Origin of the sequence: Nocardioides terrae (genome assembly GCF_900112345.1) — a bacterium.
Lineage (GTDB): Bacteria > Actinomycetota > Actinomycetes > Propionibacteriales > Nocardioidaceae > Nocardioides > Nocardioides terrae.
Window position 1 is genome coordinate 178967 of record NZ_FOLB01000006.1, and the last position, 24704, is coordinate 203670.

The following is a 24704-nucleotide window of genomic DNA, read 5'->3' on the forward strand; positions in this document are numbered from 1 at the left end:
GGATGGCTCGCGTCCTCCTCCACATCGGGGGCCCGAAGACCGGGACGTCCTTCCTCCAGGCAGTGCTCTGGCAGCAGCGCGACCTCGCCCTCGAGCAGGGGCTGCTCCTTCCGCTCACCGGCGTCGCGGACCACTACCGCGCCTATCTCGAGCTCAGCGGCCAGGCCAACTGGATGGGCGTCACCGGATCGGTCGACGGGGCCTGGGCTCGACTGCTCGACGCCATCGCCGACCACCCGACGGACAGCCTAGTCTCCACCGAGTTCCTCGTGCACGCCACCGCCGAGCACGCCGACCGCGCGGTCCGGGAGCTCAGTGCCCTGGGTCGTGAGGTCCACGTCGTGATCACCGTGCGGGACCTGGCCCGGTTCCTGCCGTCACAGTGGCAGGAGACGATCAAGTCGACCCGCACGTGGACGTTCGACGACTTCCTGGACCAGACCCGCGAGGGCACCACGAGCGCGGGCGCCTTCCAGCGACGGCTCTGGAACTGCCCCGACTGGGCGGCCACCTGGGCGCAGGTGGTCGGCCCGGACCGGGTCCACGTGGTCACCGTGCCCCCGGCCGGTGCGCCCCGGTCCCTCCTCTGGGAGCGGTTCGCCTCCGTGCTCGGACTGGACGCCGGCCGCTTCTCGCTCGACCTCCCGCGCGCCAACGACTCCCTGGGCGCCGAGCAGGCCGAGCTGCTCCGCCGGATCAACGTCGCACTCGCGGGGAGGCTGGCGTGGCCGGCGCCCTACAAGGCCATCGTCAAGCGCGGTCTCGCCCGCCGGATCCTGGCGCAGCAGCCCGGCACCGCGATCACCGTCCCTGCGGCCCAGCTGCCCTGGGTCCGTGCCGAGGCCGACGCGATGGTCGGCGCGCTCGCCGCCGGCGGCGTCGACGTGGTCGGCGACCTGAGCGACCTGCGCGTCCCGGACGTCGGGCAGACCGACCGGCCGGCCACCGCCGACCCCGGCGCCTCCGGCGACACCCGGATCGCCGACGAGGCGGTCGCGGCCATGGCCGAGCTCCTGCTGGCGACGGCCGAGGCCCGCGAGCGGAACGAGGTCAAGGTCGCCCGGCTGCGCAGCCGGCTGGCCGCCTCGGACGGCCCGACCACGGACGCCGGTCGCCGGCGCGGGCTCGGTCGCTGGCTGCGGGCCAAGGACGGCGAGCGCTGATGCGGTCGACCCCCGAGCAGCTGCGCCTGCTGCGCTCGCCGCTCTTCGACGAGAAGTGGTACTCGCTGCAGGCCGGCCGGCCGCTGCGCCGACGAGCTGCGGTCCGGCACTACCTCGAGGTCGGCGTCGCGGCCGGGCACCACCCGCACCCGCTCTTCGACCCGGCCTACGTCCGCTCCCAGATGCACCCCGACCGCCGGCGCAAGCTGGGCGCCGGCGACCCGCTCGGCCTCTACCTGAGCCGCGGTGCCTTCCACCTCGTCACCCACGCGGCCTTCGACACCGAGGGGTACGTCGGCCGCGTCCCCGCGGCCGCGAGCCATCCGTCGGGGCCGACCGCGCACTACGTCGAGGTCGGCGCCGCGGCCGGGATCGCCGCCAACGACTGGCTGGACGGCGACCTGCGCGACTGGGTCGCCGAGCGGCGTACCGCTGCCGCCGACCGGCTCGCCGACCCGGCCCCGATCGCCGACGACCCGTCCGCTCCGGACGACCCGGCCCGGGTGTCGGCCGTCGTGGTGGTCTCCGGCGACGGCGCCGCGGCCATCGGCGCGGTCGAGGGGCTCGTGCGGCAGGACCTGGACGGTCGTGAGCTCGACTGCCTGGTCTGGGACGACGGCACCCGGCCCGAGGTGGCCGCCGGCCTCGATGCGCTGCCGATGCGGTTCCCGCAGGTGCAGGTCGTCCACGCCGGCCGCCGCTACGGCGCGGCGCAGGCCCGGACCCGCGCCGCGCGCCTCGTCCGAGGCGCCGAGCTCCTGCTGCTCCACGACGACCTCGACCTGCCGCCCGGCGCGCTCGGGCCGCTGCTCGCGCCGCTGGCGGACACCGACGTCCTCGGCGTCCAGCCCCTGGTCGTCTCGGAGGACCTCCTCGTCTCCTCGGCCGGCTATGCGTTCCCGGACCGGGGCCTGCCGCACCACTTCCTGCGCGGCTTCCCGGTCCACGACGCCCGGCGGGTCGCCCACCTGCGCTTCGGCGCGGTGAGTGGCGCAGCGCTCGCGCTCCGGCGGAGCCAGGTGCTCGAGGTCGGCGGGTGGGACGGTTCGCTCGAGGGTGAGATCGCCGACGTGGACCTGTGCGTGCGGCTGGCGCGCGCCTTCGGCGGCCACTTCCAGGTGGCCACGGACGTGGTCGCCGTCCACCACGACAACCACGCCGCCGACCCCGCCGAGGACCGGGCGCGCTACCTTGCATCGGAGCAGCCCGCCGGTGACGACCGGGCGCTGTGGGCCGCCGCCGGGTTCCGGATCGTCGACCACGACGTGCGGTCGACCGAGCCGAGCCTCCCACCCGCGCTCCGCGTGCCGCAGCCGGTGCTGGTCCGCGAGGCGCGCCTCCACGCGGACCCGGCGCGCACGGAGCCGCGAGCTCTGCGCTGGGCGATCAAGAACCCGGCCCCGGCGCGCTCCTCGATCTGGGGCGACACCCACTACGCGGACGGTCTGGCCGACGCGCTGCGCGCGCTCGGCCAGGAGGTGGTGATCGACCGCCAGGAGACGTTCGAGCGGCCGACGGCCCGGCACGACGACGTGGCATTGGTCCTCCGCGGTCCCGAGCCGGCCCGGCCGACGCCCGAGCACCCGACGCTCGCCTGGGTCATCTCGCGTCCCGACACCGTCAGCGGTGAGGAGCTGGCCGGCTACGACGCTGTGTTCGCCGCCAGCCCGGGGTGGGCGGAGCGACGCTCTCGTGAGTGGGGGGTCACGATCGAGCCGCTCCTCCAGGCCACCGACCCCGCGCGGTTCTCGCCCGGCTCGGCGGCGCCCGACACCGGTCCGGAGGCGCTGTTCGTGGGCAACACCCGCGGCGAGTTCCGTCCCGTCGTGCGCGACGCGATCGCCAGCGGCCTCGACGTGACGATCTACGGCACCGGTTGGGGGCGGTTCCTGCCGGCGGAGCGGATCGCGGGCACCTACCTCGACAACACCCTGCTCTCCGCCGCCTACCGTTCGGCGAGCATCGTCCTCAACGACCACTTCGACGACATGCGCCGCCACGGCTTCATCTCCAACCGGATCTTCGACGCCCTCGCCAGCGGTGCGCGCGTCATCAGCGACGACGTGGAGGGCCTGGCCGACCTCTTCGGCGGGGCCGTGCAGGTCTACCGGACACCGGAGGACCTGCGCGCCCTCGCCTCACGCTGGCGGGACGCGTTCCCCGACGACGACGCCCGCGTCGAGCTCGCCGAGCGGGTCCGCCGCGAGCACAGCTTCGGCGCCCGCGCGCGGGTGCTCCTGGCCGCGGCCCACCGGGCCGTCAGTCGGCGTACCACTCCTTGACGCGCTCGACGACGCGTGCCCCCGCGCGATCGTCGACGTGGTCGAAGAAGATCCGCCGCTTCCACTCGTACTCCTCGACCTCCGCGGGCGTCCGGTCGACGAAGACCCGGTCCAGCGCGCCGGCCAGCTCGTCGAAGGTGCGGCAGACCGGTCCGGGGAGGACCTTGTCCAGGTCGTAGAACAGGCCGCGCTCGGCGTTGGCGTACCGCTCGTAGTCGTAGGCGAAGCTCATCACCGGCCGGCCGGTCAGCATGAAGTCGACCAGGCAGCTGGAGTAGTCGCTGATCAGGGCGTCGGCGACCCGGTAGAGGACCTCCAGGTCCGGGTAGCGCCGCGACGAGAGGTCGATCGGGTCGAGCGGGGCGAGCATCGTGGAGTAGGTGTGCGCCTTGTCGGCCATGTGCTCCCGGATCCCGAGCACGGCGTTGTTGCGCTCGGCCCAGGCGGCGAGCCGGGCGACCTCGTCGGCCGAGAACCGGTAGTAGGCGTCGGCCTGGGCCTCCTTGAAGGTCGGCAGCATCATCACCAACCGCCGGCCGGCGACCTCCTCCCGGAGCCGCTCGACCGAGGCGCGCAGGTCCTCGGGGAGCCGGCTCTCCTCCCGCAGGACGAAGTCGTTGCGCGGGAGCCCGGTCGGCCACATGTCGCGGTACGACGCCGGGAAGAACGCCGCCGACATGGCCAGCCGGTCCATCCGGCTCGACGTGACGATCGCCCGCGAGCCGCCGTTGTTACGCATCATGATGCGCCAGGAGGTCTCCGAGACGTCGACGCCGGCGACGCCGAAGCGCTTGAGCGGGATGCCGTGCCACAGGTTGACGAAGTTGTGCAGCGTCGGCGCGAGCGGCCACGGGACGTTGATCCGAGGCCCGTGCTTGACGAAGACCTGACCGGCTCGGAGCAGGTGGTACTGACCCTCCGGGCTCTCCAGCGGGACGATGACGACGTTCTCGCCATCCACGTCCACCTTGCGCGAACGGGTCAGGATGATCTTCTTGATCGACGGGTCGTCGCGGACCTCCTCGAACAGGGCGCGCTCGTTGCTGGCGAAGGTGTGGTCGTAGGCGCAGACGGGGAAGGCCCACCAGTGCTCGAACTTCGGCGTCCGGAGGTCCTCGCGCCGGAACTCCGCGGCGCTCAGCGGCTCGTGCAGGTCGACGGTGCCGTCCTCGCGGGTGCGGATCGCGAAGCTGCGCTGCAGGCCGTCGTCGGGGGCGACCCGGAGCAGGTTGCGCTCCAGCATGTCGACGGGGGCGCCGGGCACGTGCTCGAGCACGCGCTCCTTCCAGTGCACCAGGTCGGCGGCCCGGCGCGGGTTCTCGCCGACGAAGTTCCGCTTCATCAGCGGGAAGCCCTGGCCGAGCAGCTCGAAGAAGTCGGCGGTGTAGAGGGGGTGGTAGGGGTAGAGGGCGTCGATGAACGTCTCGAAGTCGTAGCCGGCGCCGACCAGGTAGTCGCCGATCCCGATCTCGTACTTGAGGATGACGCTGATCTTCTGCGCCTGCTCGGTCACCGAACCCAGCCGCCGGCGGAACCCGGGGTCGGCCACGACCCGGCGTCGGAAGATCAGGAAGTAGGAGCTCACGTGGAGCCGGTAGTAGGGGTTCCACTGCTCTGCCGTCGTGTGGAGCCGCTTCGCCTCGGCCAGCGGGATCGGCTCGAGGTGGCCCTTCGCTGGCTCGTAGTCGCGCTTGGTCGCCTGCAGCCCCCACCAGTCGGCGGGCCGGGCGTCCATGGTCGCGAAGACGTCGTCGAGCGGCCGGAGCAGGTAGCAGCTGTCGTTGGCGAAGAGCAGCTCGTCGTACTCGTCGATGACGTCCCAGCCGACGAGCTCCTCGGCGAGCAGGGCGTAGGAGCCGAAGTCGTAACGGCCGTGCCGCACCGCCCAGGCGCCCTTCGTCACCCCGGCGAGCTTCGCCAGCTCGGCCTCGGACATCACGCCGTCGACGAGGTAGAAGACGTCGGCGTGCCGGCTCAGCTCTCTCAGGTAGGCCACCACGTAGTCGTCGACGACACCGTCGACGTCGTACGCCGCGAAGAGACAGACGCGGCGGGTGCTCGGCCCGGCCGTGGGCGGGTCGGGAAGCGGGTCCCGCCGAGCGGGGACGGTGGCCAGGCCGGCCTGCCGGCCGGCCAGGAGGTGGTGGAGGAACGGGTTGACGTCGGTTGCGGTGGCGTCGAGGTGCTCGTTCCAGTACCACCAGAGGTCGAAGTCGCGGCGCGGGTTGCGCAGCAGCAGCCAGCCGTCGGCGCAGAAGTGGCGCTCGGGGGACGTCCGTCCGGACCTGAGCTCCTGGAACCGGCGGTTGGCGGCGAGGTAGCCGTCGGTGTCGAACCGCCGCGACGCCTCGACGACCGCGACCGCGCAGTCCAGCGCGGTGTCGGGGTCCGGCTCCTCCGTCGACGGGGGCAGGTCGAGGGCGGCCACGCCCGCGCGGAGGGCCTCGTCGAGGAGTCGGGCGGCCTCCGCGGGCTCGCTCGTGCGCAGCTCGGCCCAGGCGCGGACGAGGCTCGGCCAGGCGGCCCGGAACTGCTCGTGGGACATCACCGCGCCGCCTCCCGCTCCGCCGCGAGGCGCTCGAGGACCCGCGTCGTGCTGGCCCCGTCGCGGTGGTCGACGAGCAGGTCGCGCACCCGCTCGTGGAGCGCCTCGTCGGGCTGGTCGAAGACCGACTCGAGGGAGGCGGTCAGCCCGTCGAAGTCGGAGCTGACCGGCCCTGGGAAGAAGTGGTCGAGGTCGTAGAGCAGGTGGTCCTCCACGTCCGGCAGGTCGTGCACGAAGCTGACGACCGGCCGGCCGGTGGCGGCGAGGTCGAGGGCGGTGCCGGCGAAGTCGGTCAGCAGGGCGTCGGCACTGCGCAGCACGGGGTGCAGGGCGGGGTAGCGCTGCTCGGACAGGTCCAGGGCCATGCCCTCGAGCTGGGTGGTGTAGGAGCGTTCGAGGTCGCCGGGCGCCGGGCGGACACCGATGGCGACGTCGTTCCGGCTGCTCCAGTGGCGCAGGGCGGCGCACTCGGCGTCGCTGAACACGTAGGGCTCGCGCGCGGAGCCGGTGAGCCGCAGCGACGGGGCGAAGAGAAGCAGCCGGCGGCCGGCCAGCTCCGCCCGGAGCCGGTCCAGCTGCTCCCGGTGGTCGGATGGGAGCAGCTCCTCGGGCGCCAGGAGGAAGTCGTGCGCGGGCAGTCCGGTCTGCCAGGTCTGGTTGAGCGGCGCGGGGCCGTACGTCGCCAGGGCGGCGAGCCGGTCCACGTCCGAGGCGACCAGGAGGGCCGTCATGGTGCGCTCGGGCACGTCGTGCAGGTAGTGCAACGGCTCCGAGAGGTGAGCGGGAGGACCGGGCACGGTCGGCGGGGCGGCGGCCGAGCCGGTCCGCTCGAGCAGCAGGCCGTCGCGGACGGCGATGACCGTCTGTCGTTCGGTCGAGACAGGCGCGAGCAGCGACTGCCGCAGGCGCGACTCGACGAACACCACGCCGGCCCGCATGAGCTGGCTGCGGCCGGCCGGGCTGAGCAGCGGCTCGACGACGACGCTGCTGCCGGTCAGCTCGACGCGGCGCGACCGGGTGAGGATCACCTTCGTGATGGCGGGGTCGTCCTTGACCGCCTCGAAGATGGCGCGGCTGTTGGCGGGCAGCAGGTGCCGGTCGGGGTCGACGGCGAAGGCCCAGACGTCGGGGCGCTTCTCGACGGAGGCGTCCTTGCGCTCGTAGGCCGCTCCGCGGAGCACCCGTGGCACCTTGACCGAGCCGTCGGCACCGCGGGTGATGGCGAGGCTGCGACGCAGCCGGTCGTCGGGGGCGGTGCGCTCCAGCGCACGCTCGAACAGGTCGACCGGCGCGTCGGGAGCCGCGACGAGCACGCGCTCCTTCCACCGCGCCAGGTCGGGCACGTCGTAGTGGTTCTGGTGGATCAGGTAGCGCTTCAGCAGCGGGAACCCGTCCCGGATCAGGTCGAAGTGCGTCTCGCTGAACAGCGGGTGGAACGGCAGCAGGTCCGGCAGGTAGGTGTCGAGGTCGTGCCCGCGCCCGATCAGCAGGTGGGTGAGCCCGACCTCGTACTTGAGGACCACCAGCAGCTTCCCGGGCTGCGGCCGGACCGAGTCGAGCAGGTTGCGCACGACGGGGTCGTCGAGCACCGGCCGGCGCAGGGCGAGGAAGTAGGAGCCGACGTGGAAGTCGTAGACCGGGTCCTCCTCGAAGTCGGCGAGGAGGTCGGTGCGGACGGTGTCCATCGGGATGGGGTCGCGGAACCCGTTGCGCCGGTTGTCGCGGGTGCTGGCCAGTCCCTTCGTCGCCTGCAGGCCCCACCAGTCGCAGGGGCGCGCGTCCATCGCCGCGAACACCTCGTCGAGCGGGTGGACGAGGAAGCAGCTGTCGTTGACGAGCAGCACCTCGTCGTAGTCGGCGAGGCGGTCCCAGCCGACCAGGTCCCGCGCCAGCATCGAGTAGGAGCCGAAGTCGTAGGCGCCGTGCCGGACTGCCCAGGCGCCTCGGGTGATGCCGTCCAGCTTGGCCAGCTCCTCCGGTGGGAGATAGCCGTCGCTGAGGTAGAACACGTCGGCGTGCCGGGCCAGCTCGGTCACGAGCAGGACGACGGTGTCGTCGATGACGCCGTCGAGGTCGAACCCGGCGAAGAGGCAGGCCCTGCGAACCGGCCGGTCCTGCGGCAGCCGGTGACCCTCGCGTCGGTCGGCCGGCGGCTGCGGGCGGGTCGACAGCCCCAGATCGCGCCCGACCAGGGCGTAGTGCACGAGCGGGTCGACGTCCTCTGACGACGGGTCGAGGTTGTTGACCCAGTACCACCACACGTCGAAGTCGGGGCGGGGCTTGCGCAGCTCGCGCCAGCCGACCCGGCAGAAGTGCTCCACCGGGTCCTCGCCCGGGGCGAGCGCCGCTGCGTTGGTCAGCGTGTAGTACGCGCGATCGACCAGGTCGGCCACGAGCGAGGCCTCACGGCGGAGCCGTCGCGGGGGCGTCTCGTTCGCGAGGTCGGCCAGCTCCGCCGCTGCCGCCGCCGCTGCGGCAGCCGTCACTGCGCGACGCCCGGGACGCCGGCCTGGTAGTGCAGCAGCGGGTTGGCGTGGGCCGGGAGCTCAGGGTGGTCGCGGACGTAGGACACCGCGTCGAAGCTCGGGCCGGGGTGCTTGCGCTGGGAGCGCCCGTGCCGCAGGTAGTGCAGGGCCGGGCTCATGCCGGACCGTACGACGTCCGGGTACTGCTCGAGGTACCACGCCCCGTCGAAGAGCGGCGAGGAGCGGATCCGGGCGAGGTCGTCCACCTCGGCTGGCGCCGGCGTCCCGGGCAGCAGGCGTCGCTTGACCCAGCCGCGCAGGCCGGGCGTGGCCCGCTCGACCGCGGTGAGGTGCTCGTCCAGGGCCGTGGCGAGCTCGCGGAGCTGACCCGCAGCGTGCTCGAGGGGCGCGAGGCGCTCGGACCAGGTCTCCTGCTCCAGCCGGAGTGCGGCGAGCTCGAGCCGGCACTGACGCAGCGACTCCTCGAGCCTGGAGGCGTCGGGCTCGGCCATCGTCCTCGTTCCGTGTCGCGCGCTCTGCTCGGCGCTCGGGTTGCACCGGCCGGCGTACCGCCGACCCGGCCCCATCGTATCGTCGCTGCACCAGCCGCCGGACCAGCCGCCGGACCAGCCGCCGTACCCCGGCCGTAACGCGACGTTAACGTGCGCGCCGCACCGGTTACGTCCGCGCAACACGTGGCACGGTGCACCGAAACCTCCGCCCCCGAAGGTGATCCGCAAGCAGGGCGAGGGACGGTCAGCCGGACACGGGCCGACCAGATCCACTCGCCGTCCGATGTCTTCTGGAGGTTCTGTGGACGGCTATTACGCCTTCATGTTGGTGGCGACGGCCATGGTCCTGGTGATGACCGTGCCCGCGCTCGCGCTGTTCTACGGCGGGATGACGCGGTCGAAGTCGGTCCTCAATATGATGATGATGTCGTTCGTCGCGTTCGGCATGGCGAGCATCGTGATGGTGCTGTGGGGTTGGTCCGAGGGCTGGGGCGGCGACGGTGCCGGCAACGGGAACGGCAAGCTGCTCGCCAACCCGTTCAGCATGTGGGGCCTCGACGGCGTCAGCTCGGCCAACTACATCTTCGTGGTCTTCCAGCTGACCTTCGCGGCGATCACGGTGGCGCTCATCAGCGGCGCCATCGCCGACCGCGTGAAGCTGGTCGCGTGGGTGGTCTTCATCCCGATCTGGCTGACCGCCTGCTACTTCCCGATCGCGCACAACGTCTGGGGTGGCGGCTGGCTGGCCGGTCAGCTCGCGAAGGGCTCGACCTTCGCGCAGGACTACGCCGGCGGCACGGTCGTCCACATCAATGCCGGTGTCGCCGGCCTCGTCCTGGTGCTGGTCATCGGCAAGCGCGTCGGCTTCGGCAAGGAGCCGATGCGGCCGCACAACCTGACGCTCACGATGATCGGCGCCGGGCTGCTGTGGTTCGGGTGGTACGGCTTCAACGTCGGCTCGATCGTCTTCACCCCGGAGTCCCTCGACGACCCGGACAGGTTCTCGAAGCAGTTCTTCTCCGAGACCGGTGTGACCTTCTTGAACACCACGATCGCCACCGCAGCGGCGATGCTCGCCTGGCTCCTCGTCGAGCGCCTCCTGCACGGCAAGGCCACGTCGCTCGGCGCCGCCTCGGGCATCGTCGCCGGCCTCGTGGCGATCACCCCCGCCTGTGGGGCGGTCGCCTTGACCGGTGCGATCGTCGTCGGCGCCGTCGCCGGCGGGCTCTGCGCCCTGGCGGTGGGACTGAAGTACAGGCTGGGCTACGACGACTCGCTCGACGTCGTCGGCGTCCACCTCGTCGGCGGCCTCGTCGGCACGCTGCTCATCGGCTTCGTCTCCAGCGCTGACGCGCCCGGCGGCATCGACGGCCTCCTCTACGGCGGCGGCCTGGCGTCGCTCGGCGACCAGTTCCTCGCGGCGCTGTTCACCATCGTGTGGACCGGCGTCCTGACCGCCGTCATCGCCTACGCGATCAAGCTCACGATCGGCTGGCGCGTCACCGACGAGGCCGAGGTCGAGGGCATCGACGGCGACCAGCACGGCGAGTCGGCGTACGACATCGCCGCCGGGACGGGGGTCCTCGCATGAAGCTCGTGACCGCGGTCATCAAGCCGCACAAGTGGGAGGACGTCCGGGAGGCGCTCGAGACCTTCGGCGTGACCGGCATGACGGTCAGCGAGGTCAGCGGCTACGGGCGGCAGAAGGGCCACACCGAGGTCTACCGCGGCGCGGAGTACGACATCGCGCTCGTGCCCAAGATCCGCGTCGAGATCGTGGTCGAGGACGGGGACGCCGACGACGTCGTCGGCCTCGTCGTGAAGAGCGCGCAGACCGGCCGGATCGGCGACGGGAAGGTCTGGGTCACCGCGGTCGAGACCGTGGTCCGGGTCCGGACCGGCGACCGCGACGCGGCGGCGATCTGAGCGGCTACGGCTGGCCGGCCGACGGCCCGGCTCCGGAGGGAGCCGGGCCGTCCGCCGATCAGGCATGATCGGTCCCCAGCCCGCCCGCCGACCCGCGCGGCCGGCTCATCGTGAGGAGAACCATGAAGCTCGTCACCGCGGTCGTGAAGCCGCACAAGTGGGAGGACGTCCGCGTCGCCCTCGAGTCCGTCGGCGTGACCGGCATGACGGTCACCGAGGTGAGCGGCTACGGGCGGCAGAAGGGGCACACCGAGGTCTACCGGGGCGCCGAGTACGACATCGCGCTCGTGCCGAAGGTCCGCATCGAGATCGTGGTGGAGGACGGCGACGCCGATGGCGTGGTGGACGCCATCGTCCGCAGCGCCCAGACCGGTCGCATCGGCGACGGCAAGGTGTGGGTCACGGTCATCGAGAGTGTCGTACGCGTCCGGACCGGCGACCGCGACGACGCGGCGATCTGAACACCGCGGGAACCAGCGGGTGACAGCGGCCGAGCGGGCCGAGAGGGCGGCCGCCGCCGACCTCCTGTGCGTCGAGGCGTACAACGCCGCGTCGGGTCCCTTGCAGGGGGCGGCGCTCGTCGCGGTCGGCGGCTACGGTCGCGCCGAGCTGGCGCCGTGCTCCGACCTCGACGTCGTCCTCGTACACGACGAGGGCGTCGGCCTGGGCGCGACGCCGTCGACGCTGTGGTACCCCCTCTGGGACTCGGGGGCGAGGCTCGACCACTCGCTGCGGTCGCTGCCGGAGATGGTCTCCGCGGCCGACGACGACGTCCGGGTGGCGCTCGGGCTGCTCGACGTCCGCCACCTGGCGGGCGACCCGAACCTGACCCTCCGGCTGCGGACGACGATGCTGGCCCACTGGCGGCGGCACGCCCGACAGCGGCTGTCGGAGCTGCGCAGGCTGGCCCACCAGCGCCACGACCTGCTCGGCGAGCTCGCCCACGCCAGCGTCCCGGACGTCAAGGAGTCGGCCGGCGGCCTGCGCGACGCCACCATCCTCAACGCCCTCGTCGCGACGTGGCTGGTCGACGTGCCGCACACCGACCTCGAGCCGCGCCGCCAGGACCTGCTCGACATCCGCGACCACGTGCAGGAGGTCGCCGGACGGGCGACCGACCGGATCGCACCCGAGATCTGGCCGCAGCTGGCCGAGCGCCTCGCGCTGCCCGACGAGCGGGCGGCCCAGGCCTACGTGCGCGGGACGGGGCGCCGGATCACCCACATCTCCCGGCTGACGTGGCGGCGCGTCGACGCGGTCATCGAGCGACCGGTCGGGGTGCGCCCGCGTCGTCCCGACCTCACCCCGCTCGAGGCGGGAGTGGCGCTGTCGGGCGGCGAGGTCGTGCTGGACGGCAGCGTCCGGCCCGCCGACGACCCCCTGCTGCTCCTGCGCGCCGCGGCCCTCGCGGCGGAGCACGACGTCGTGCTGGCGCCGCCCACGATCTCGCGGCTGGCCGACGACGTGGCGCCGCTCCCGGTCCCGTGGCCGCCGGCCGCGCGACGGCTCTTCGTCCGCCTGCTCGCCGCCGGACCCGGACTGCGGGCGGTGTGGGAGACGCTCGACGAGACCGGCGCCGTGGACCGTCTGCTGCCGGAGTGGGAGCGGGTCAGGCTGCTGCCGCACGCCTCGGTCATCCACCGGTTCACCGTCGACCGGCACATGGTGGAGACGTGCATCGAGGCGGCCGGGCTGATCCGCGCCGTCGCGCGCCCCGACGTCCTCGCGGTCGCGGCGCTGCTGCACGACATCGGCAAGGGCGGCCCGACCGAGCACAGCGTCGCCGGCGCCCCGATCGCCCGGGAGATCGCGACCCGGATGGGGTTCGACCGCGAAGCCGTGGCGCTCATCGAGACGCTCGTGCGCTGGCACCTCCTGCTCGCGACCGTCGCGACGACGAGGGACCCCGACGACCCCGCCACGGTCGCCGCGATCACCGAGCGGATCGCCGAGCCGGCGGCCGTCGACCTGCTCGCGGCGCTCACCGAGGCCGACGCACGGGCGACCAGCCCGAAGGCGTGGTCCTCGTGGCGGGCGTCCCTGATCCTCGACCTCGCCCGGCGCGCCAGGGTCGCGCTCGACCCGGGTGCGTCGCCGGCGCCCCTGGTCGCTGAGGAGGTCACCCTCCCGCCGGCGGTGCGACGGGGGGTGGCCTCCTTCGCGGTGCAGCCGGTCACCGACGGGACGCGGCTGACGGTGATAGCACCCGACCGGGTCGGGCTGCTCGCCGACACCGCCGCCACGTTCGCGATGCAGCGGCTCCGGGTGCGCGCGGCGAGAGCCTGGTCGCAGGAGGACTGCGGCGTCTCGGTGTGGGAGGTCGACGACCAGCACCTCGACCCAGCGGTCCTGCGCGAGCGCTTCGAGGCGATCAGCGAGGGCCGGATCGACCCGGCCGGCCGGTTGCGGCCGGCGGACACCTCGGTGCTCGCACCCAGCGTGGCGGTCCGGGCGGAGGCCTCCGCGCAGGCCACCGTCCTGGAGGTGCGCGCGACCGACCGCCCCGGCGTGGTCTACCTCGTCTGCGCGGCCCTCGCCCGGCTCGGCGTGGCCGTGCGCTCGGCCCACGTCGACACGCTCGGGCCGCAGGCGGTGGACGTGTTCTACCTGCAGGAGTCCCACGCCGGCGTACTCGGCGACCAGCGTGCGGCGGAGGCGGCGCACGCCGTCCGTGCGGCGCTGTCGGGCGAGTCGTGACGGTTCGTCGAGGTATGCAGCCGAACCCCCACCTCCCATGCGGAGCTCCGCGCGGCAGGTGACGGTTCGCCTGCATACCTCGATGTGCCGACCCGCCCGTTACCCTTGGGCGTCGATCCACTCGCCTGATCCGAGGACCAGAACTTGTTCGCCACGCTCTCCGACCGGCTCGCCGACACCTTCAAGAACCTCCGGGGGAAGGGCCGGCTCTCCGAGGCCGACATCGACGCCACCGCGCGCGAGATCCGCATCGCGCTGCTGGAGGCCGACGTCGCGCTGCCCGTCGTCCGTGAGTTCGTCGCGGCGGTGAAGGAGCGGGCCCGGGGCGAGGAGGTCTCGCAGGCGCTCAACCCGGCCCAGCAGGTCGTCAAGATCGTCAACGACGAGCTCGTCTCGATCCTGGGCGGCGAGACCCGGCGGCTGCGCTACGCCAAGACCGGCCCGACCGTCATCATGCTGGCCGGACTCCAGGGTGCGGGCAAGACGACGCTCGCGGCCAAGCTGGCGCTCTGGCTCAAGGAGCAGGGCAAGTCGCCGCTCCTCGTCGCCTGCGACCTCCAGCGGCCCAACGCGGTCAACCAGCTGCAGGTCAACGGCGAGCGGGTCGGCGTACCCGTCTTCGCGCCCGAGCCCGGCAACGGCGTCGGCGACCCGGTCGGCGTGGCGCGACGCAGCATCGACGAGGCCAAGCGCACCCTCCACGACGTCGTCATCATCGACACCGCCGGCCGCCTCGGCGTCGACGCGGAGATGATGAAGCAGGCCGTGGACATCCGGGACGCGACGCAGCCCGACGAGGTGCTGTTCGTCGTCGACGCGATGATCGGCCAGGACGCGGTCACCACCGCGCAGGCCTTCCTCGACGGGGTGGGGTACGACGGCGTCGTCCTCACCAAGCTCGACGGTGACGCCCGCGGTGGCGCGGCGCTGTCGATCGTCAGCCTGACCGGCAAGCCGGTCATCTTCGCCTCCAACGGCGAGAAGATGACCGACTTCGACCTGTTCCACCCCGACCGGATGGCCGGCCGGATCCTCGACATGGGCGACATGCTCACCCTGATCGAGCAGGCCGAGAAGGCGTTCGACGCCGAGGAGTCGGCGGCAGCCGCGGCCAAGGTCGCGAGCGGCGACTTCACGCTCGACGACTTCCTGCAGCAGATGCAGCAGCTGCGCAAGCTCGGCTCGATGTCGAAGCTGATGGGGATGCTGCCCGGCATGGGCCAGTTCCGCGAGCAGCTGGCCAACTTCGACGACCGTGAGATCGACCGGATCCAGGCGATCATCCAGTCGATGACGCCGGCCGAGCGGGCCAACCCCAAGATCATCGACGGCTCCCGACGCTCCCGCATCGCCCGCGGTGCGGGACGTGCGGTCTCCGACGTCAACCAGCTCATCGAGCGCTTCACCGAGGCGGCCAAGATGATGCGCCAGCTCGCCTCGGGCGGCGGCATGCCGGGCATGCCGGGCGCTCCCGGCATGGCCTTCGGCAAGCGCGCCGGCGCCAAGCAGCAGGCCAAGCCCAAGAAGGGCAAGGGCGCGCGCCGCTCGGGCAACCCTGCCAAGGCCGCCCAGGAGGCCAAGGCCGAGGCACAGAAGCCGGCTGCCGCGAACCCGTTCGGCAACCCCGGCGGCGAGGAGATCGACTACGAGGCGGCGGCCGCGCAGCTCAACCTGCCCAAGGACTTCTCCAAGTACCTCAAGTGACTTCTGGTGGGGCGGCTCCGCTCCCCGGTGCCTCACTCCAGCCCGAAGGCGAACACCCGCTCCGGTGTGATCCGGATGATCTCCGGGGAGTAGCCCTCGCCGAACGGCTCGACGTCGGTGAGCGCCTCCGCGGTGCCGCGGATCTCCAGCATCCGCGGGCGCCACGGCTTCGTCGACGCGAGGTCGTCGACGACGAACGCCACCCTCGGGTGCCGCTGCACGTTGCGGAACTTCCGCGTCCCGCCCATCCGCCTGCCACCGATCAGGATCCGGTGGGAGTCGTCGACACGGAAGCCGACCGGGTTGTTCTGGGGGCCGCCGTCGGGGCCGACCGTCGCCAGGCGGCCGAGCAGCTGCGAGCCGAGGTAGGCCAGCTGGGCGTCAGTGAACCTCATGGCCCCATCGTCGCCGGGCGACGCGGCCGTCGCTAGGGTCGTGGCGTGCCCAGCGTCCTCGTCGTCGACGCCGCCAACGTCGTCGGCGCCCGCCCCGACGGCTGGTGGAAGGACCGCGCAGGTGCGGCCGCCCGGCTCTACGACGAGATCTGCGCCGCCGACCTCCCTGACGACCTCGTCGTCATCGTGCTCGAGGGTGAGGCCAAGAAGGGCGTGCCCGCAGTGCGGACGCCGGGCCTTCGCGTCATCCACGCCCCCAAGGACGGCGACTCCACGATCCTCGCCCAGGCCAGGGCCGCGCACGACCGCGGTGACCGGGTGCGCGTGGTGACGGCCGACCGGGCGCTGAGCGCCAACCTGGCCGGGTACGCCGACACCGTCCGGCCCACCTGGCTGCTCGACCGGCTCTGACGGCGGCACGCAACCCGGCAGGACGCTCGTGGAGCGCTCCCAAGTTACGCGCGCGTAGCCGTTGACCCGGATGTGACGCACGCCACAAGGTGGATCCGCGCGGCGACGCGTCCCGGTGTCCTCAGAGCCGAGGCGTCGGGCCATCTCGGGAGGAGGCTCACGTGCTGTTCCCACAGCATTCGCACGATCACTCCAGGTCAGCCCGGAGGCGGCTAGCCGTTCTGAGCGCGACGACGGCGACCGCACTGGGTCTCGCGGTCCTGGCCGCGCCGTCGGCCGACGCCGACCACGGCGCGCGGCACCAAGGCTCGGGGCACCACAGCACCGGGCACCACCACGGCTCCCGGCCGACGTACCGCGACGCCAGGCTGCCCACGAAGGCCCGCGTCGCCGACCTGCTCGGCCGGATGACGCTGGCCGAGAAGATCGGCCAGATGGCGCAGGCGGAGCGGGCCGACATCGACGCCGACACGTCCCAGATCACCTCGCTCGGGCTGGGCAGCGTGCTGTCCGGCGGCGGCTCGGTCCCCGGCTCCAACACGCCCGAGGCCTGGGCGAACATGGTGGACCGCTACCAGCGGGCGGCGCTACAGACCCGGCTCGGGATCCCGTTGCTCTACGGCGTCGACTCGGTGCACGGCCACGGCAACCTCGACGGCGCGACCATCTTCCCTCACAACATCGGCCTCGGTGCGAGCCGTGACGCCAGGCTGGTCAAGAAGATCGGCCACATCACGGCGATCGAGACGCGAGCGTCCGGGCCGCAGTGGGCGTTCGCGCCGTGCATCTGCGTCGCACGCGACGACAGGTGGGGCCGCACCTACGAGTCCTTCGGCGAGGACCCCCGGCTGGTCCGGCGGATGGAGACGGTCATCGACGGCCTCCAGGGCAGGAAGGGCCAGCTCGACCGGCCCGATCACGTGCTCGCGACCGCGAAGCACTACGCCGGGGACGGCCTGACGTCCTACCGCGACACCCCGACCGACCCCAACGACTACCCGATCGACCAGGGCGTCGACGAGGTCTCGCACGCGGAGTTCGCCAGGCTCGCGCTGTCGCCGTACCCCGACGCCGTCCGCAAGCACCACATCGGCTCGGTCATGCCGTCCTTCTCCAGCGTCGACTGGACCGAGGACGGGCTGGGGAACCCGATCAAGATGAGCGCCAACCGGGAGCTCATCACCGGCGTGCTCAAGCACGCCCTCGGCTTCCAGGGCCTGGTGATCTCGGACTGGCGGGCGATCCACCAGCTGCCGGGCACCTACGCCGACCAGGTCGAGGCGTCCGTCAACGCGGGCATCGACATGTTCATGGAGCCGTTCTCCGGTGACCCGGTCGGCTACCCGCAGTTCATCAGCACGCTCACCCAGCTGGTGAACACCGGCGCGGTGCCGATGAGCCGGATCAACGACGCGGTACGCCGGATCCTGACCGTGAAGTTCAAGCTCGGGCTCTTCGAGCACCCCTACACCGACCGCAGCCTGATGGACACCATCGGCAGCCGGGCGCACCGGGCCGTGGCTCGGCGTGCGGTGGCCGAGTCGCAGGTGCTGCTCACCAACAAGCGCCGCACCCTGCCGCTGTCCAAGCGGGCTCCGGTCTACGTGGCCGGCGGCAGCGCCAACAGCATGGGCAACCAGGCCGGCGGATGGACGCTCACCTGGCAGGGCAGTCCTGCCGGCGTCATCCCGGGGACGACGATCCTCGGCGGGATCCAGCAGGCGACCAACGCACCCGTGACGTTCAGCCAGGACGCCTCCGCCCCGGTCCCGGCCGACGCCAACGGCGTGGTGGTGGTCGGCGAGACGCCGTACGCCGAGGGCCCGGGCGACGTCGCGGGCCCGAGCTGGGCGCCGAACGGCGTCCAGACCATGCAGCTCTCGGCTGCCGACCGGGCGGCGATCGACACCGTCTGCTCGCAGGCGGCGACCTGCACCGTGCTGGTCGTCTCCGGGCGGCCGATCATCCTCCCGCCCGAGGTCGTCGACGAGGTCGACTCCCTCGTCGCGTCCTGGCTGCCCGGCAGCGAGGGCCAAGGGGTCGCCGACGTGCTCTTCGGTCGGGAGCCGTTCACCGGCAGGCTGCCGGTGACGTGGCCGCGGACCCTGGACCAGGAGCCGATCAACGTCGGTGACGCGGCGCGGGGGAAGAGCTACGACCCGCTGTTCCCCTACGGCTGGGGGCTGACCACGCGGCGGCGCTGAGACCGGCCGGGGCGTCGTGCGGACCGGACCGGGCCCGCGCCCGGTGCAGGTCCGCACGACGCCCCGGACCGTCTCTCCTGCTCCGGTAGCGTGCGTCGCATGACGGCGCTCAGGTTCCACGGTCCTGTCCTGCCCAGCGGTGAGGTCCGCGACCTCCATGTGGTCGACGGTCGCATCACCCACGAGCGCCAGCCCGGTGCCGAGACGGTCGCCAGCGGCTGGATCGTGCCCGGCCTCGTCGACGCCCACTGCCACCTCGGGCTCGGTCCGGACGGCGGCGTCGACGAGGAGGAGACCGAGCAGCAGGCCATCGCCGACCGCGACGGGGGAGCGCTGCTCATCCGCGACTGCGGAACGCCGACGGACACTCGCTGGATCCAGGGCCGTGACGACCTGCCGCGGCTGATCCGGGCCGGGCGCCACGTCGCCCGCACCCGCCGCTACATGCGCAACTACGCCGACGAGGTCGAGCCGGCCGACCTCGCGTCGGCGATCGCCGAGCAGGCCGAGCGTGGGGACGGCTGGGTCAAGCTGGTGGGGGACTGGATCGACCGGGAGGCCGGCGACCTGATGCCCTCCTTCTCGGCCGACGACTTCGCCGAGGCGATCAAGGTGGCCCACGACCACGGCGCGAAGGTGACCGCGCACTGCTTCGGCCACGAGGTCCTGCCCGGGCTGATCGAGCACGGCATCGACTGCATCGAGCACGGCACCGGTCTGACCCCCGACCTCGTCGGCGCCATGGCGGAGCAGGGCACCGCGCTGGTGCCGACGGTGCGTCAGCTCGAGATCTTCCCCGACCTCGCCGCCTCGGCGGGGCCGAAGTTCCCGCGCTACGCCTCGACCATGACCGACCTCTTCGCGCGTCGCCGCGAGACGATCATGGCGGCGTACGACGCCGGGGTGCCGCTCTTCGCGGGCTCGGACGGGGCCGGCGGTCACCAGCACGGCGTCCTCCACGAGGAGGTCCTCGCGATGCACCGGATCGGGTTGCCCGCCGACGTCGCCCTCGGCGCCGCCTCCTGGCGGGCGCGCGAGTGGCTCGGCTTCACGCCCGACCTGGCCGAGGGCAGCGAGGCCGACTTCGTCGTCTACGACGCCGACCCGTTGGCCGACCTGACCGTGCTGGCCCGGCCCGCGGCCGTCGTGCTCCGCGGCGTGCTCGTCTCCTGACCGGGAGGATTTCGACCGGCGGCTCCACCTCTGGCAAGATTGTGCGTCGAGTCCTGTACGGGCGGACCCTCTCACCGGCCGTGCAGTGTCCTCAGAGGACCGGGCGTCGGTGTTCCCCACCTGTCGCGCGTCCCTCACCCACACACGAATTCCGAAGGAATACCACAAACGTGGCTGTCAAGATTCGCCTGAAGCGCCTGGGCAAGATCCGGGTCCCGCAGTACCGCATCGTCGTCGTCGACTCCCGCAAGAAGCGTGACGGTCGCGTCCTCGAGGAGATCGGCAAGTACCACCCCAAGGAGGACCCGTCCTTCATCTCGGTGGTCTCCGAGCGCGCCCAGTACTGGCTCGGCGTCGGCGCGCAGCCGACCGAGGCCGTCGAGGCGATCCTCAAGATCACCGGTGACTGGCAGACCTTCAAGGGCCTCCCGGGCACCGAGGGCACCCTCAAGGTCGCCGCCGCCAAGGCCGACAAGCTCGACCTCTTCAACAAGGCCCTGGCCGAGGCCCACTCCGCCCCGACCTCCGAGGCCGTGACGAAGTCGTCCAAGAAGGCCGAGAAGAAGGCTGAGGCTCCTGTCGCGGAGACCCCCGCCGAGGACGCCCCGGCCGCTGAGGCCGCAACCGAAGAGGCCTGATGCTCGCCGAGGCTCTGGAGCACCTCGTCCGCGGTGTGGTCGACCACCCCGACGATGTCGTGGTGCGTGACAAGCAGCTGCGGCGCGGGTCGATCCTCGAGGTCCGGGTCCACCCCGAGGACCTCGGCAAGGTGATCGGCCGCGGCGGCCGCACGGCCTCCGCGTTCCGCACGGTCATCGGAGCCCTCGCTGGCAAGGACGGCGCTCGGGTCGACTTCGTCGACGTCGACCGGCGCCGCTGAGGCAGAGCAACAGCAGCAAGCGGAGCGGGCGTCACCCCCGAGGGGGTGGCGCCCGCTGCGCATTTCCCGGCGGGCGCCGCTCCCGGGGCCGGACAACACCGTCCCGTGCGGAACAATGACGCCCGTGGAGTCCATCGAGGTCCTGGTCGGACGCATCGGCAAGCCGCACGGCATCCGCGGTCACGTGACGATCGACGTGCGCACCGACGAGCCGGAGCGCCGCTTCGTCGACGGCGCACGGCTGCGGGCGGTGCCGCCCAAGGGGTCCGCCTTCACGGCTGACACGCTCACCGTCGCAGGGAGTCGGTGGCACCAGGGCGTGCTGCACCTGCTCTTCGAGGAGATCTCCGGGCGCGACGCCGCCGAGTCCGCGCGGGGCGTGCTGCTCTACACCGACATCCCCGCCGACGCGACCCCCGAGGACCCCGACGAGTACTACGACCACCAGCTCATCGGCCTGGCGGCGTACGACACCGAGGGCAACCACCTCGGCGAGGTCTCCGGCCTGGTCCACGGCGGCGCCCAGGACCTGCTGACCATCCGGACGCCGGACCGGCGCGACGCGCTGGTGCCGTTCGTGAAGGCACTCGTCCCCGTGGTCGACCTGGCCGAGGGCAAGGTCGTCATCGAGGACCGGCCCGGCCTCGTCACGCCGCTGCCCGACGACACCGACGACACCGACACGGACCAGGACCGGCCGTGAGGCTCGACTACCTCACGATCTTCCCCGACTACCTCGCCCCCCTCTCGCTCAGCCTGCCCGGCAAGGCGATCAGGAGCGGGCTGCTCGAGGTGCACGTCCACGACCTGCGCGCCTGGGCGCACGACCGGCACCGGACCGTCGACGACACGCCCTACGGCGGCGGCGCCGGGATGGTGATGAAGCCGGAGCCCTTCGGCGAGGCCTTCGCCGACCTCGGGATCGGCCCCGACGGCGGAGCGCGGACGACCGTCGTCTTCACGACCCCCAGCGGGGAGCCGTTCACCCAGCAGCTGGCGACCGAGCTCGCCACCGGCGAGCGGATCGTGTTCGCGTGCGGTCGCTACGAGGGCATCGACCAGCGCGTCCTCGACCACGCCGGCACGATCGCCGAGGTCCGTGAGATCAGCATCGGCGACTACGTCCTCAACGGCGGAGAGGTCGCCGCGCTCGCCATCACCGAGGCCGTGGTGAGGCTGCTGCCCGGCTTCATGGGCAACGCCGCCTCGCTCGTGGAGGAGTCGCACTCGGGGGAGGGGGCCGGACTGCTGGAGTACCCCGTCTACACCAAGCCCGCCTCCTGGCAGGGGTACGACGTCCCAGCGGTGCTCCTCTCCGGTGACCACGGCCGCATCGCCGCCTGGCGCCACGAGCAGCGCCTGCGCCGCACCGCCGAGCGTCGTCCCGACCTGCTGCACGCCAGCGCGGCAGGTACGGAGTGGAAGGTCGTCCCCGGGACGCGTGGTGACGCCGCCGAGCTGCTCACCCTGCAGCGGGCGTGCTGGGTGCAGGAGGCGCTGGCCAACGACACCCTCGACATCCCCGCGCTGCACGAGTCACTCGCCGACGTGGAGCAGTCGCTGGGGAAGTGGGACCACTACGTCGTGCGGGTGGCCGGCCGGCTGGTCGGCGCGGTGCGCGGCCGGCTCGAGGGCGACGCGTGGGACATCGGGCGGCTGATGGTCGCCCCCGACCTGCAGGGACGCGGGCTCGGGCGGGTGCTGCTCGACCACATCCAGGCGGTGGCCCCACCGGCCGCGACGTCGTACGTGCTCTTCACCGGCAGGGCGAGCGCCGCCAACCAGCGGATGTACAAGAAGGCGGGCTTCCGGCTGCGTCCCGAGCTCGAGGCTCCGCCCGGTGCGGTCGTCCTGACCAAGCCGCGACGGATTTCCGGCCGCTGACGCCTCTGTGGCAGACTCAGCGCTTGGTCTCGTCGGCCGAAGGCACGCTCCGAAAGCCTCATCATCCGGAGGTGCCGCGTCGGGCTCCTGCCACAGGGGGAACCGTACGCCGCCGGCCAGCACGGCGAGCCACACCTGAACAAGCACGTTCCCACACCGCGGCTGACCTGTGGCATCTGCGAGGAGAGATCATGAGCAACAACCTGCTGGCCGACATCGGCAACGGCATCAAGCGCGACGACGTCCCGGACTTCCGCGCCGGCGACACCGTCAAGGTCCACGTCAAGGTCGTCGAGGGCAACCGGTCCCGCATCCAGGTCTTCCAGGGTGTCGTGATCCGCGTCCACGGCTCCGGCGTCGGCCGCACCTTCACCGTCCGCAAGGTCTCCTTCGGCGTCGGCGTCGAGCGCACCTTCCCGCTGCACTCCCCGATCTTCGAGACCCTCGAGATCGTCACCCGCGGTGACGTCCGCCGGGCGAAGCTCTACTACCTGCGCAACCTGCGCGGCAAGAAGGCGAAGATCAAGGAGCGCCGCGAGGCGTGAGTCTCGGGTTTCCTAGACTCTGCGCGTGACTTCCGAAGACCGCGATCCCACCACCGTCGAGGCGGAGGGGTCGCGGTCTTCTGCGTCCCAGCGCGGCCACATGCCGCTGTGGCAGGAGACCGTCCTGCTGCTGGCCGGCGCGCTGGTGCTCGCCATCGTCATCAAGGCGCTCTTCGTCCAGGCGTTCTACATCCCCTCCGAGTCCATGGAGCCGGGACTGGTGAAGAACGACCGCATCCTGGTCGAGAAGCCGTCCTACTGGCTCGGCGGTGAGCCGCAGCGCGGCGACGTGGTGGTCTTCAAGGACCCCGGCGGCTGGCTCGGCCCCGAGGACGTCAGTGAAGCGACGAACCCGGTGACGCGGTTGCTGACCAAGGTCGGGCTCTACCCGTCCGGCGGGCACCTGGTGAAGCGCGTCATCGGCACGCCCGGCGACGTCGTGGAGTGCTGCGACGACCAGGGTCGGCTGATGGTCAACGGCAAGCCGATCGACGAGTCGGCGTACGCCCGCCCCAACGACGTCGGCTGCGCCCCCGGGACGGCCGGGAAGTGCTTCGGACCGATGCCCGGGGTCAAGCACTGGAAGACGCCGCCGGTCCCGAAGGGCATGCTGTTCGTCATGGGCGACAACAGGGCCCACTCGGCCGACTCCTCCTACCACCTGTGCACGGCGAACGAGACCGACTGCACGGACTCGCCGTGGGTCTCCGCCGGCCTGGTGGTCGGCAAGGTCATGGCGGTCGTGTGGCCGGCCGGCAAGGTCCGCTTCGAGCACCGGCCGGACAGCTTCGACCCGGTGCCCGCGCCATGAGCATCGCCCCCTCGCTCCGCTTCGAGCGCACCCTGCTGCGCGGGGGAGTGCGACACCTGGCCGCCTGCGACGAGGTCGGCCGCGGGGCACTGTCCGGCCCGGTGACGATCGGCGTCGTGGTGATCTCCGAGACGACGCGTACGGCGCCCCAGGGGGTCCGCGACAGCAAGCTGCTCACCCCCGAGGCCCGGCAGCGGCTGGTACCCCGGATCCAGCGTTGGGCGGCCTGCTGGGCCGTCGGCCACGCGACGCCGACGGAGATCGACGACTTCGGCATCATCGCGGCGCTGCGGCTTGCCGGTCATCGTGCCCTCGGCCAGCTCTCGATCCCCCCCGACCAGGTGTTGCTCGACGGCAACCACGACTACCTCACGCCCCCGGTCCCGGCCGTCCTCGAGGACGGCGAGCCCGGGCTCTTCGACCCGCTCCCGCCACCGCGTCCGGAGCCGCCGGCGGCCGAGCTCGTTGCGCTGCCGCCGGTGCGGACCCGGATCAAGGCCGACCTGACCTGCGCGGCGGTCGCGGCGGCCAGCATCCTGGCCAAGACGGCGCGCGATGCGCTGATGGTCGAGCTCGACGCCCGGCACCCGGAGTACTGCTGGGGCGAGAACAAGGGCTACTCGGCGCCCGCCCACATCGACGCGCTGGCCCGGTTCGGTCCGACCGTGCACCACAGACGGTCCTGGAGCCTCCCGGGCGTGGGGTCCGGACTAGAGTCTGAGCTGCCCGTCGCCGTACCCGTCGAGGCCCTGATTTCGGAGGAGACAGCATGAGCGCCGAGGACCTCGAGAAGTACGAGACCGAGATGGAGCTGACGCTCTACCGGGAGTACCGCGACGTCGTCGGCATCTTCAAGTACGTCGTCGAGACCGACCGACGCTTCTACCTGTGCAACCAGGTGGACGTGAAGGCGCGCAGCGAGGGCGGCGACGTGTTCTTCGAGATCTCGATGAGCGACTGCTGGGTGTGGGACATGTACCGCCCGGCGCGGTTCGCCAAGAACGTGAAGGTGCTGACGTTCAAGGACGTCAACGTCGAGGAGCTCCAGCCCGCGGAGATCGACCCGCCGAAGTGACCCTGCCGTGACCGGGGCCTGCCCGGGGCTGT

Annotated in this window: 22 protein-coding genes and 1 pseudogene; 19 read left to right on the forward strand and 4 right to left on the reverse strand. The window is 72.3% G+C overall.

What is annotated here, in order from left to right; genetic code table 11:
• Positions 1-2 precede the first annotated feature (2 nt).
• Together BM236_RS18975 and BM236_RS10225 are read left to right on the forward strand one after the other, a co-directional pair.
• Positions 3-1163 (forward strand): hypothetical protein, encoded by a 1161-nt coding sequence (locus BM236_RS18975; protein ID WP_091123184.1) that lies wholly within the window; start codon positions 3-5, stop codon positions 1161-1163.
• Positions 1163-3445, forward strand: coding sequence for a glycosyltransferase family protein (locus BM236_RS10225; RefSeq protein ID WP_091123187.1), 2283 nt, complete (start codon positions 1163-1165; stop codon positions 3443-3445). The genes BM236_RS18975 and BM236_RS10225 overlap by 1 nt, the downstream gene beginning before the upstream one ends.
• On the opposite strand, the gene BM236_RS10230 is transcribed toward BM236_RS10225, so the two are convergent.
• Genes BM236_RS10230 through BM236_RS19365 form a run of 3 tightly spaced genes read right to left on the reverse strand, consistent with a single transcriptional unit; the run spans position 3423 to position 8967 of the window.
• Complete coding sequence (locus BM236_RS10230; protein WP_091123189.1) at positions 3423-5990, reverse strand: CDP-glycerol glycerophosphotransferase family protein; 2568 nt, start codon at positions 5988-5990, stop codon at positions 3423-3425. The two genes, BM236_RS10225 and BM236_RS10230, sit on opposite strands and share 23 nt — an antisense overlap.
• Positions 5990-8476: a CDP-glycerol glycerophosphotransferase family protein gene (locus BM236_RS10235; RefSeq protein ID WP_091123192.1), complete on the reverse strand. Its 2487-nt coding sequence runs from the start codon at positions 8474-8476 to the stop codon at positions 5990-5992. The genes BM236_RS10230 and BM236_RS10235 overlap by 1 nt, the downstream gene beginning before the upstream one ends.
• Positions 8473-8967, reverse strand: coding sequence for a hypothetical protein (locus BM236_RS19365; protein WP_245750251.1), 495 nt, complete (start codon positions 8965-8967; stop codon positions 8473-8475). Before BM236_RS19365 ends, BM236_RS10235 begins: the two co-directional genes overlap by 4 nt.
• A 322-nt stretch (positions 8968-9289) precedes the next feature.
• Between BM236_RS19365 and BM236_RS10245 the strand changes: the two genes are divergently transcribed.
• From BM236_RS10245 to ffh, 5 genes are all read left to right on the forward strand, one after another.
• Complete coding sequence (locus BM236_RS10245) at positions 9290-10558, forward strand: ammonium transporter (RefSeq protein ID WP_245750252.1); 1269 nt, start codon at positions 9290-9292, stop codon at positions 10556-10558.
• Positions 10555-10893 carry a P-II family nitrogen regulator gene (locus BM236_RS10250; protein ID WP_091123196.1) on the forward strand — a complete coding sequence of 113 codons (339 nt, stop codon included), beginning with the start codon at positions 10555-10557 and terminating at the stop codon, positions 10891-10893. Before BM236_RS10245 ends, BM236_RS10250 begins: the two co-directional genes overlap by 4 nt.
• Positions 10894-11015: 122 nt before the next feature.
• On the forward strand, positions 11016-11354 hold the full coding sequence (locus BM236_RS10255) for a P-II family nitrogen regulator (protein WP_245750253.1): 339 nt from the start codon (positions 11016-11018) through the stop codon (positions 11352-11354).
• Positions 11355-11373: 19 nt separating this feature from the next.
• Positions 11374-13590, forward strand: coding sequence for a [protein-PII] uridylyltransferase (locus tag BM236_RS10260; protein WP_245750254.1), 2217 nt, complete (start codon positions 11374-11376; stop codon positions 13588-13590).
• Between the two features lie 144 nt (positions 13591-13734).
• On the forward strand, positions 13735-15294 hold the full coding sequence (ffh, locus tag BM236_RS10265) for a signal recognition particle protein (RefSeq protein WP_091123200.1): 1560 nt from the start codon (positions 13735-13737) through the stop codon (positions 15292-15294).
• A gap of 32 nt (positions 15295-15326) precedes the next feature.
• Here ffh and BM236_RS10270 read toward each other — a convergent pair whose 3' ends face one another.
• Complete coding sequence (locus tag BM236_RS10270; protein WP_091123202.1) at positions 15327-15689, reverse strand: PPOX class F420-dependent oxidoreductase; 363 nt, start codon at positions 15687-15689, stop codon at positions 15327-15329.
• A 45-nt stretch (positions 15690-15734) separates the two neighbouring features.
• Here BM236_RS10270 and BM236_RS10275 point away from each other — a divergent pair, with 45 nt between their 5' ends.
• The 12 genes and pseudogenes from BM236_RS10275 (at position 15735) to BM236_RS10325 (ending at position 24672) form a co-directional block, all read left to right on the forward strand.
• Positions 15735-16100: a hypothetical protein gene (locus tag BM236_RS10275; protein ID WP_091123204.1), complete on the forward strand. Its 366-nt coding sequence runs from the start codon at positions 15735-15737 to the stop codon at positions 16098-16100.
• A gap of 161 nt (positions 16101-16261) precedes the next feature.
• Entirely contained in the window at positions 16262-18304 is a 2043-nt protein-coding gene (locus BM236_RS10280) for a glycoside hydrolase family 3 protein (RefSeq protein WP_245750255.1), read from the forward strand.
• 99 nt (positions 18305-18403) lie between these two features.
• On the forward strand, positions 18404-19477 hold the full coding sequence (locus tag BM236_RS10285) for an amidohydrolase family protein (protein ID WP_091123206.1): 1074 nt from the start codon (positions 18404-18406) through the stop codon (positions 19475-19477).
• A 170-nt stretch (positions 19478-19647) separates the two neighbouring features.
• On the forward strand, positions 19648-20115 hold the full coding sequence (gene rpsP / locus BM236_RS10290) for a 30S ribosomal protein S16 (protein ID WP_091123209.1): 468 nt from the start codon (positions 19648-19650) through the stop codon (positions 20113-20115).
• Positions 20115-20357, forward strand: a complete 243-nt coding sequence (locus BM236_RS10295) for an RNA-binding protein (protein ID WP_091123212.1) — start codon at positions 20115-20117, stop codon at positions 20355-20357. The genes rpsP and BM236_RS10295 overlap by 1 nt, the downstream gene beginning before the upstream one ends.
• A 124-nt stretch (positions 20358-20481) precedes the next feature.
• On the forward strand, positions 20482-21060 hold the full coding sequence (rimM, locus tag BM236_RS10300) for a ribosome maturation factor RimM (protein ID WP_425434197.1): 579 nt from the start codon (positions 20482-20484) through the stop codon (positions 21058-21060).
• Positions 21057-21749: pseudogene (gene trmD / locus BM236_RS19370) on the forward strand (tRNA (guanosine(37)-N1)-methyltransferase TrmD); the annotation flags it as partial. The gene rimM and the pseudogene trmD, both read left to right, overlap by 4 nt.
• A gap of 156 nt (positions 21750-21905) precedes the next feature.
• The gene (locus BM236_RS19375; RefSeq protein WP_245750262.1) at positions 21906-22241 is read left to right on the forward strand and encodes a GNAT family N-acetyltransferase; all 336 of its coding nucleotides are present in this window, start codon (positions 21906-21908) and stop codon (positions 22239-22241) included.
• 191 nt (positions 22242-22432) lie between these two features.
• The gene (rplS, locus tag BM236_RS10310) at positions 22433-22786 is read left to right on the forward strand and encodes a 50S ribosomal protein L19 (RefSeq protein WP_091123217.1); all 354 of its coding nucleotides are present in this window, start codon (positions 22433-22435) and stop codon (positions 22784-22786) included.
• Between the two features lie 25 nt (positions 22787-22811).
• Positions 22812-23597 carry a signal peptidase I gene (lepB, locus tag BM236_RS10315; protein WP_245750256.1) on the forward strand — a complete coding sequence of 262 codons (786 nt, stop codon included), beginning with the start codon at positions 22812-22814 and terminating at the stop codon, positions 23595-23597.
• Positions 23594-24370, forward strand: a complete 777-nt coding sequence (locus BM236_RS10320; RefSeq protein ID WP_091123222.1) for a ribonuclease HII — start codon at positions 23594-23596, stop codon at positions 24368-24370. Before lepB ends, BM236_RS10320 begins: the two co-directional genes overlap by 4 nt.
• Entirely contained in the window at positions 24367-24672 is a 306-nt protein-coding gene (locus BM236_RS10325; protein WP_091123224.1) for a DUF2469 domain-containing protein, read from the forward strand. The genes BM236_RS10320 and BM236_RS10325 overlap by 4 nt, the downstream gene beginning before the upstream one ends.
• The last annotated feature ends 32 nt before the right edge of the window (positions 24673-24704 follow it).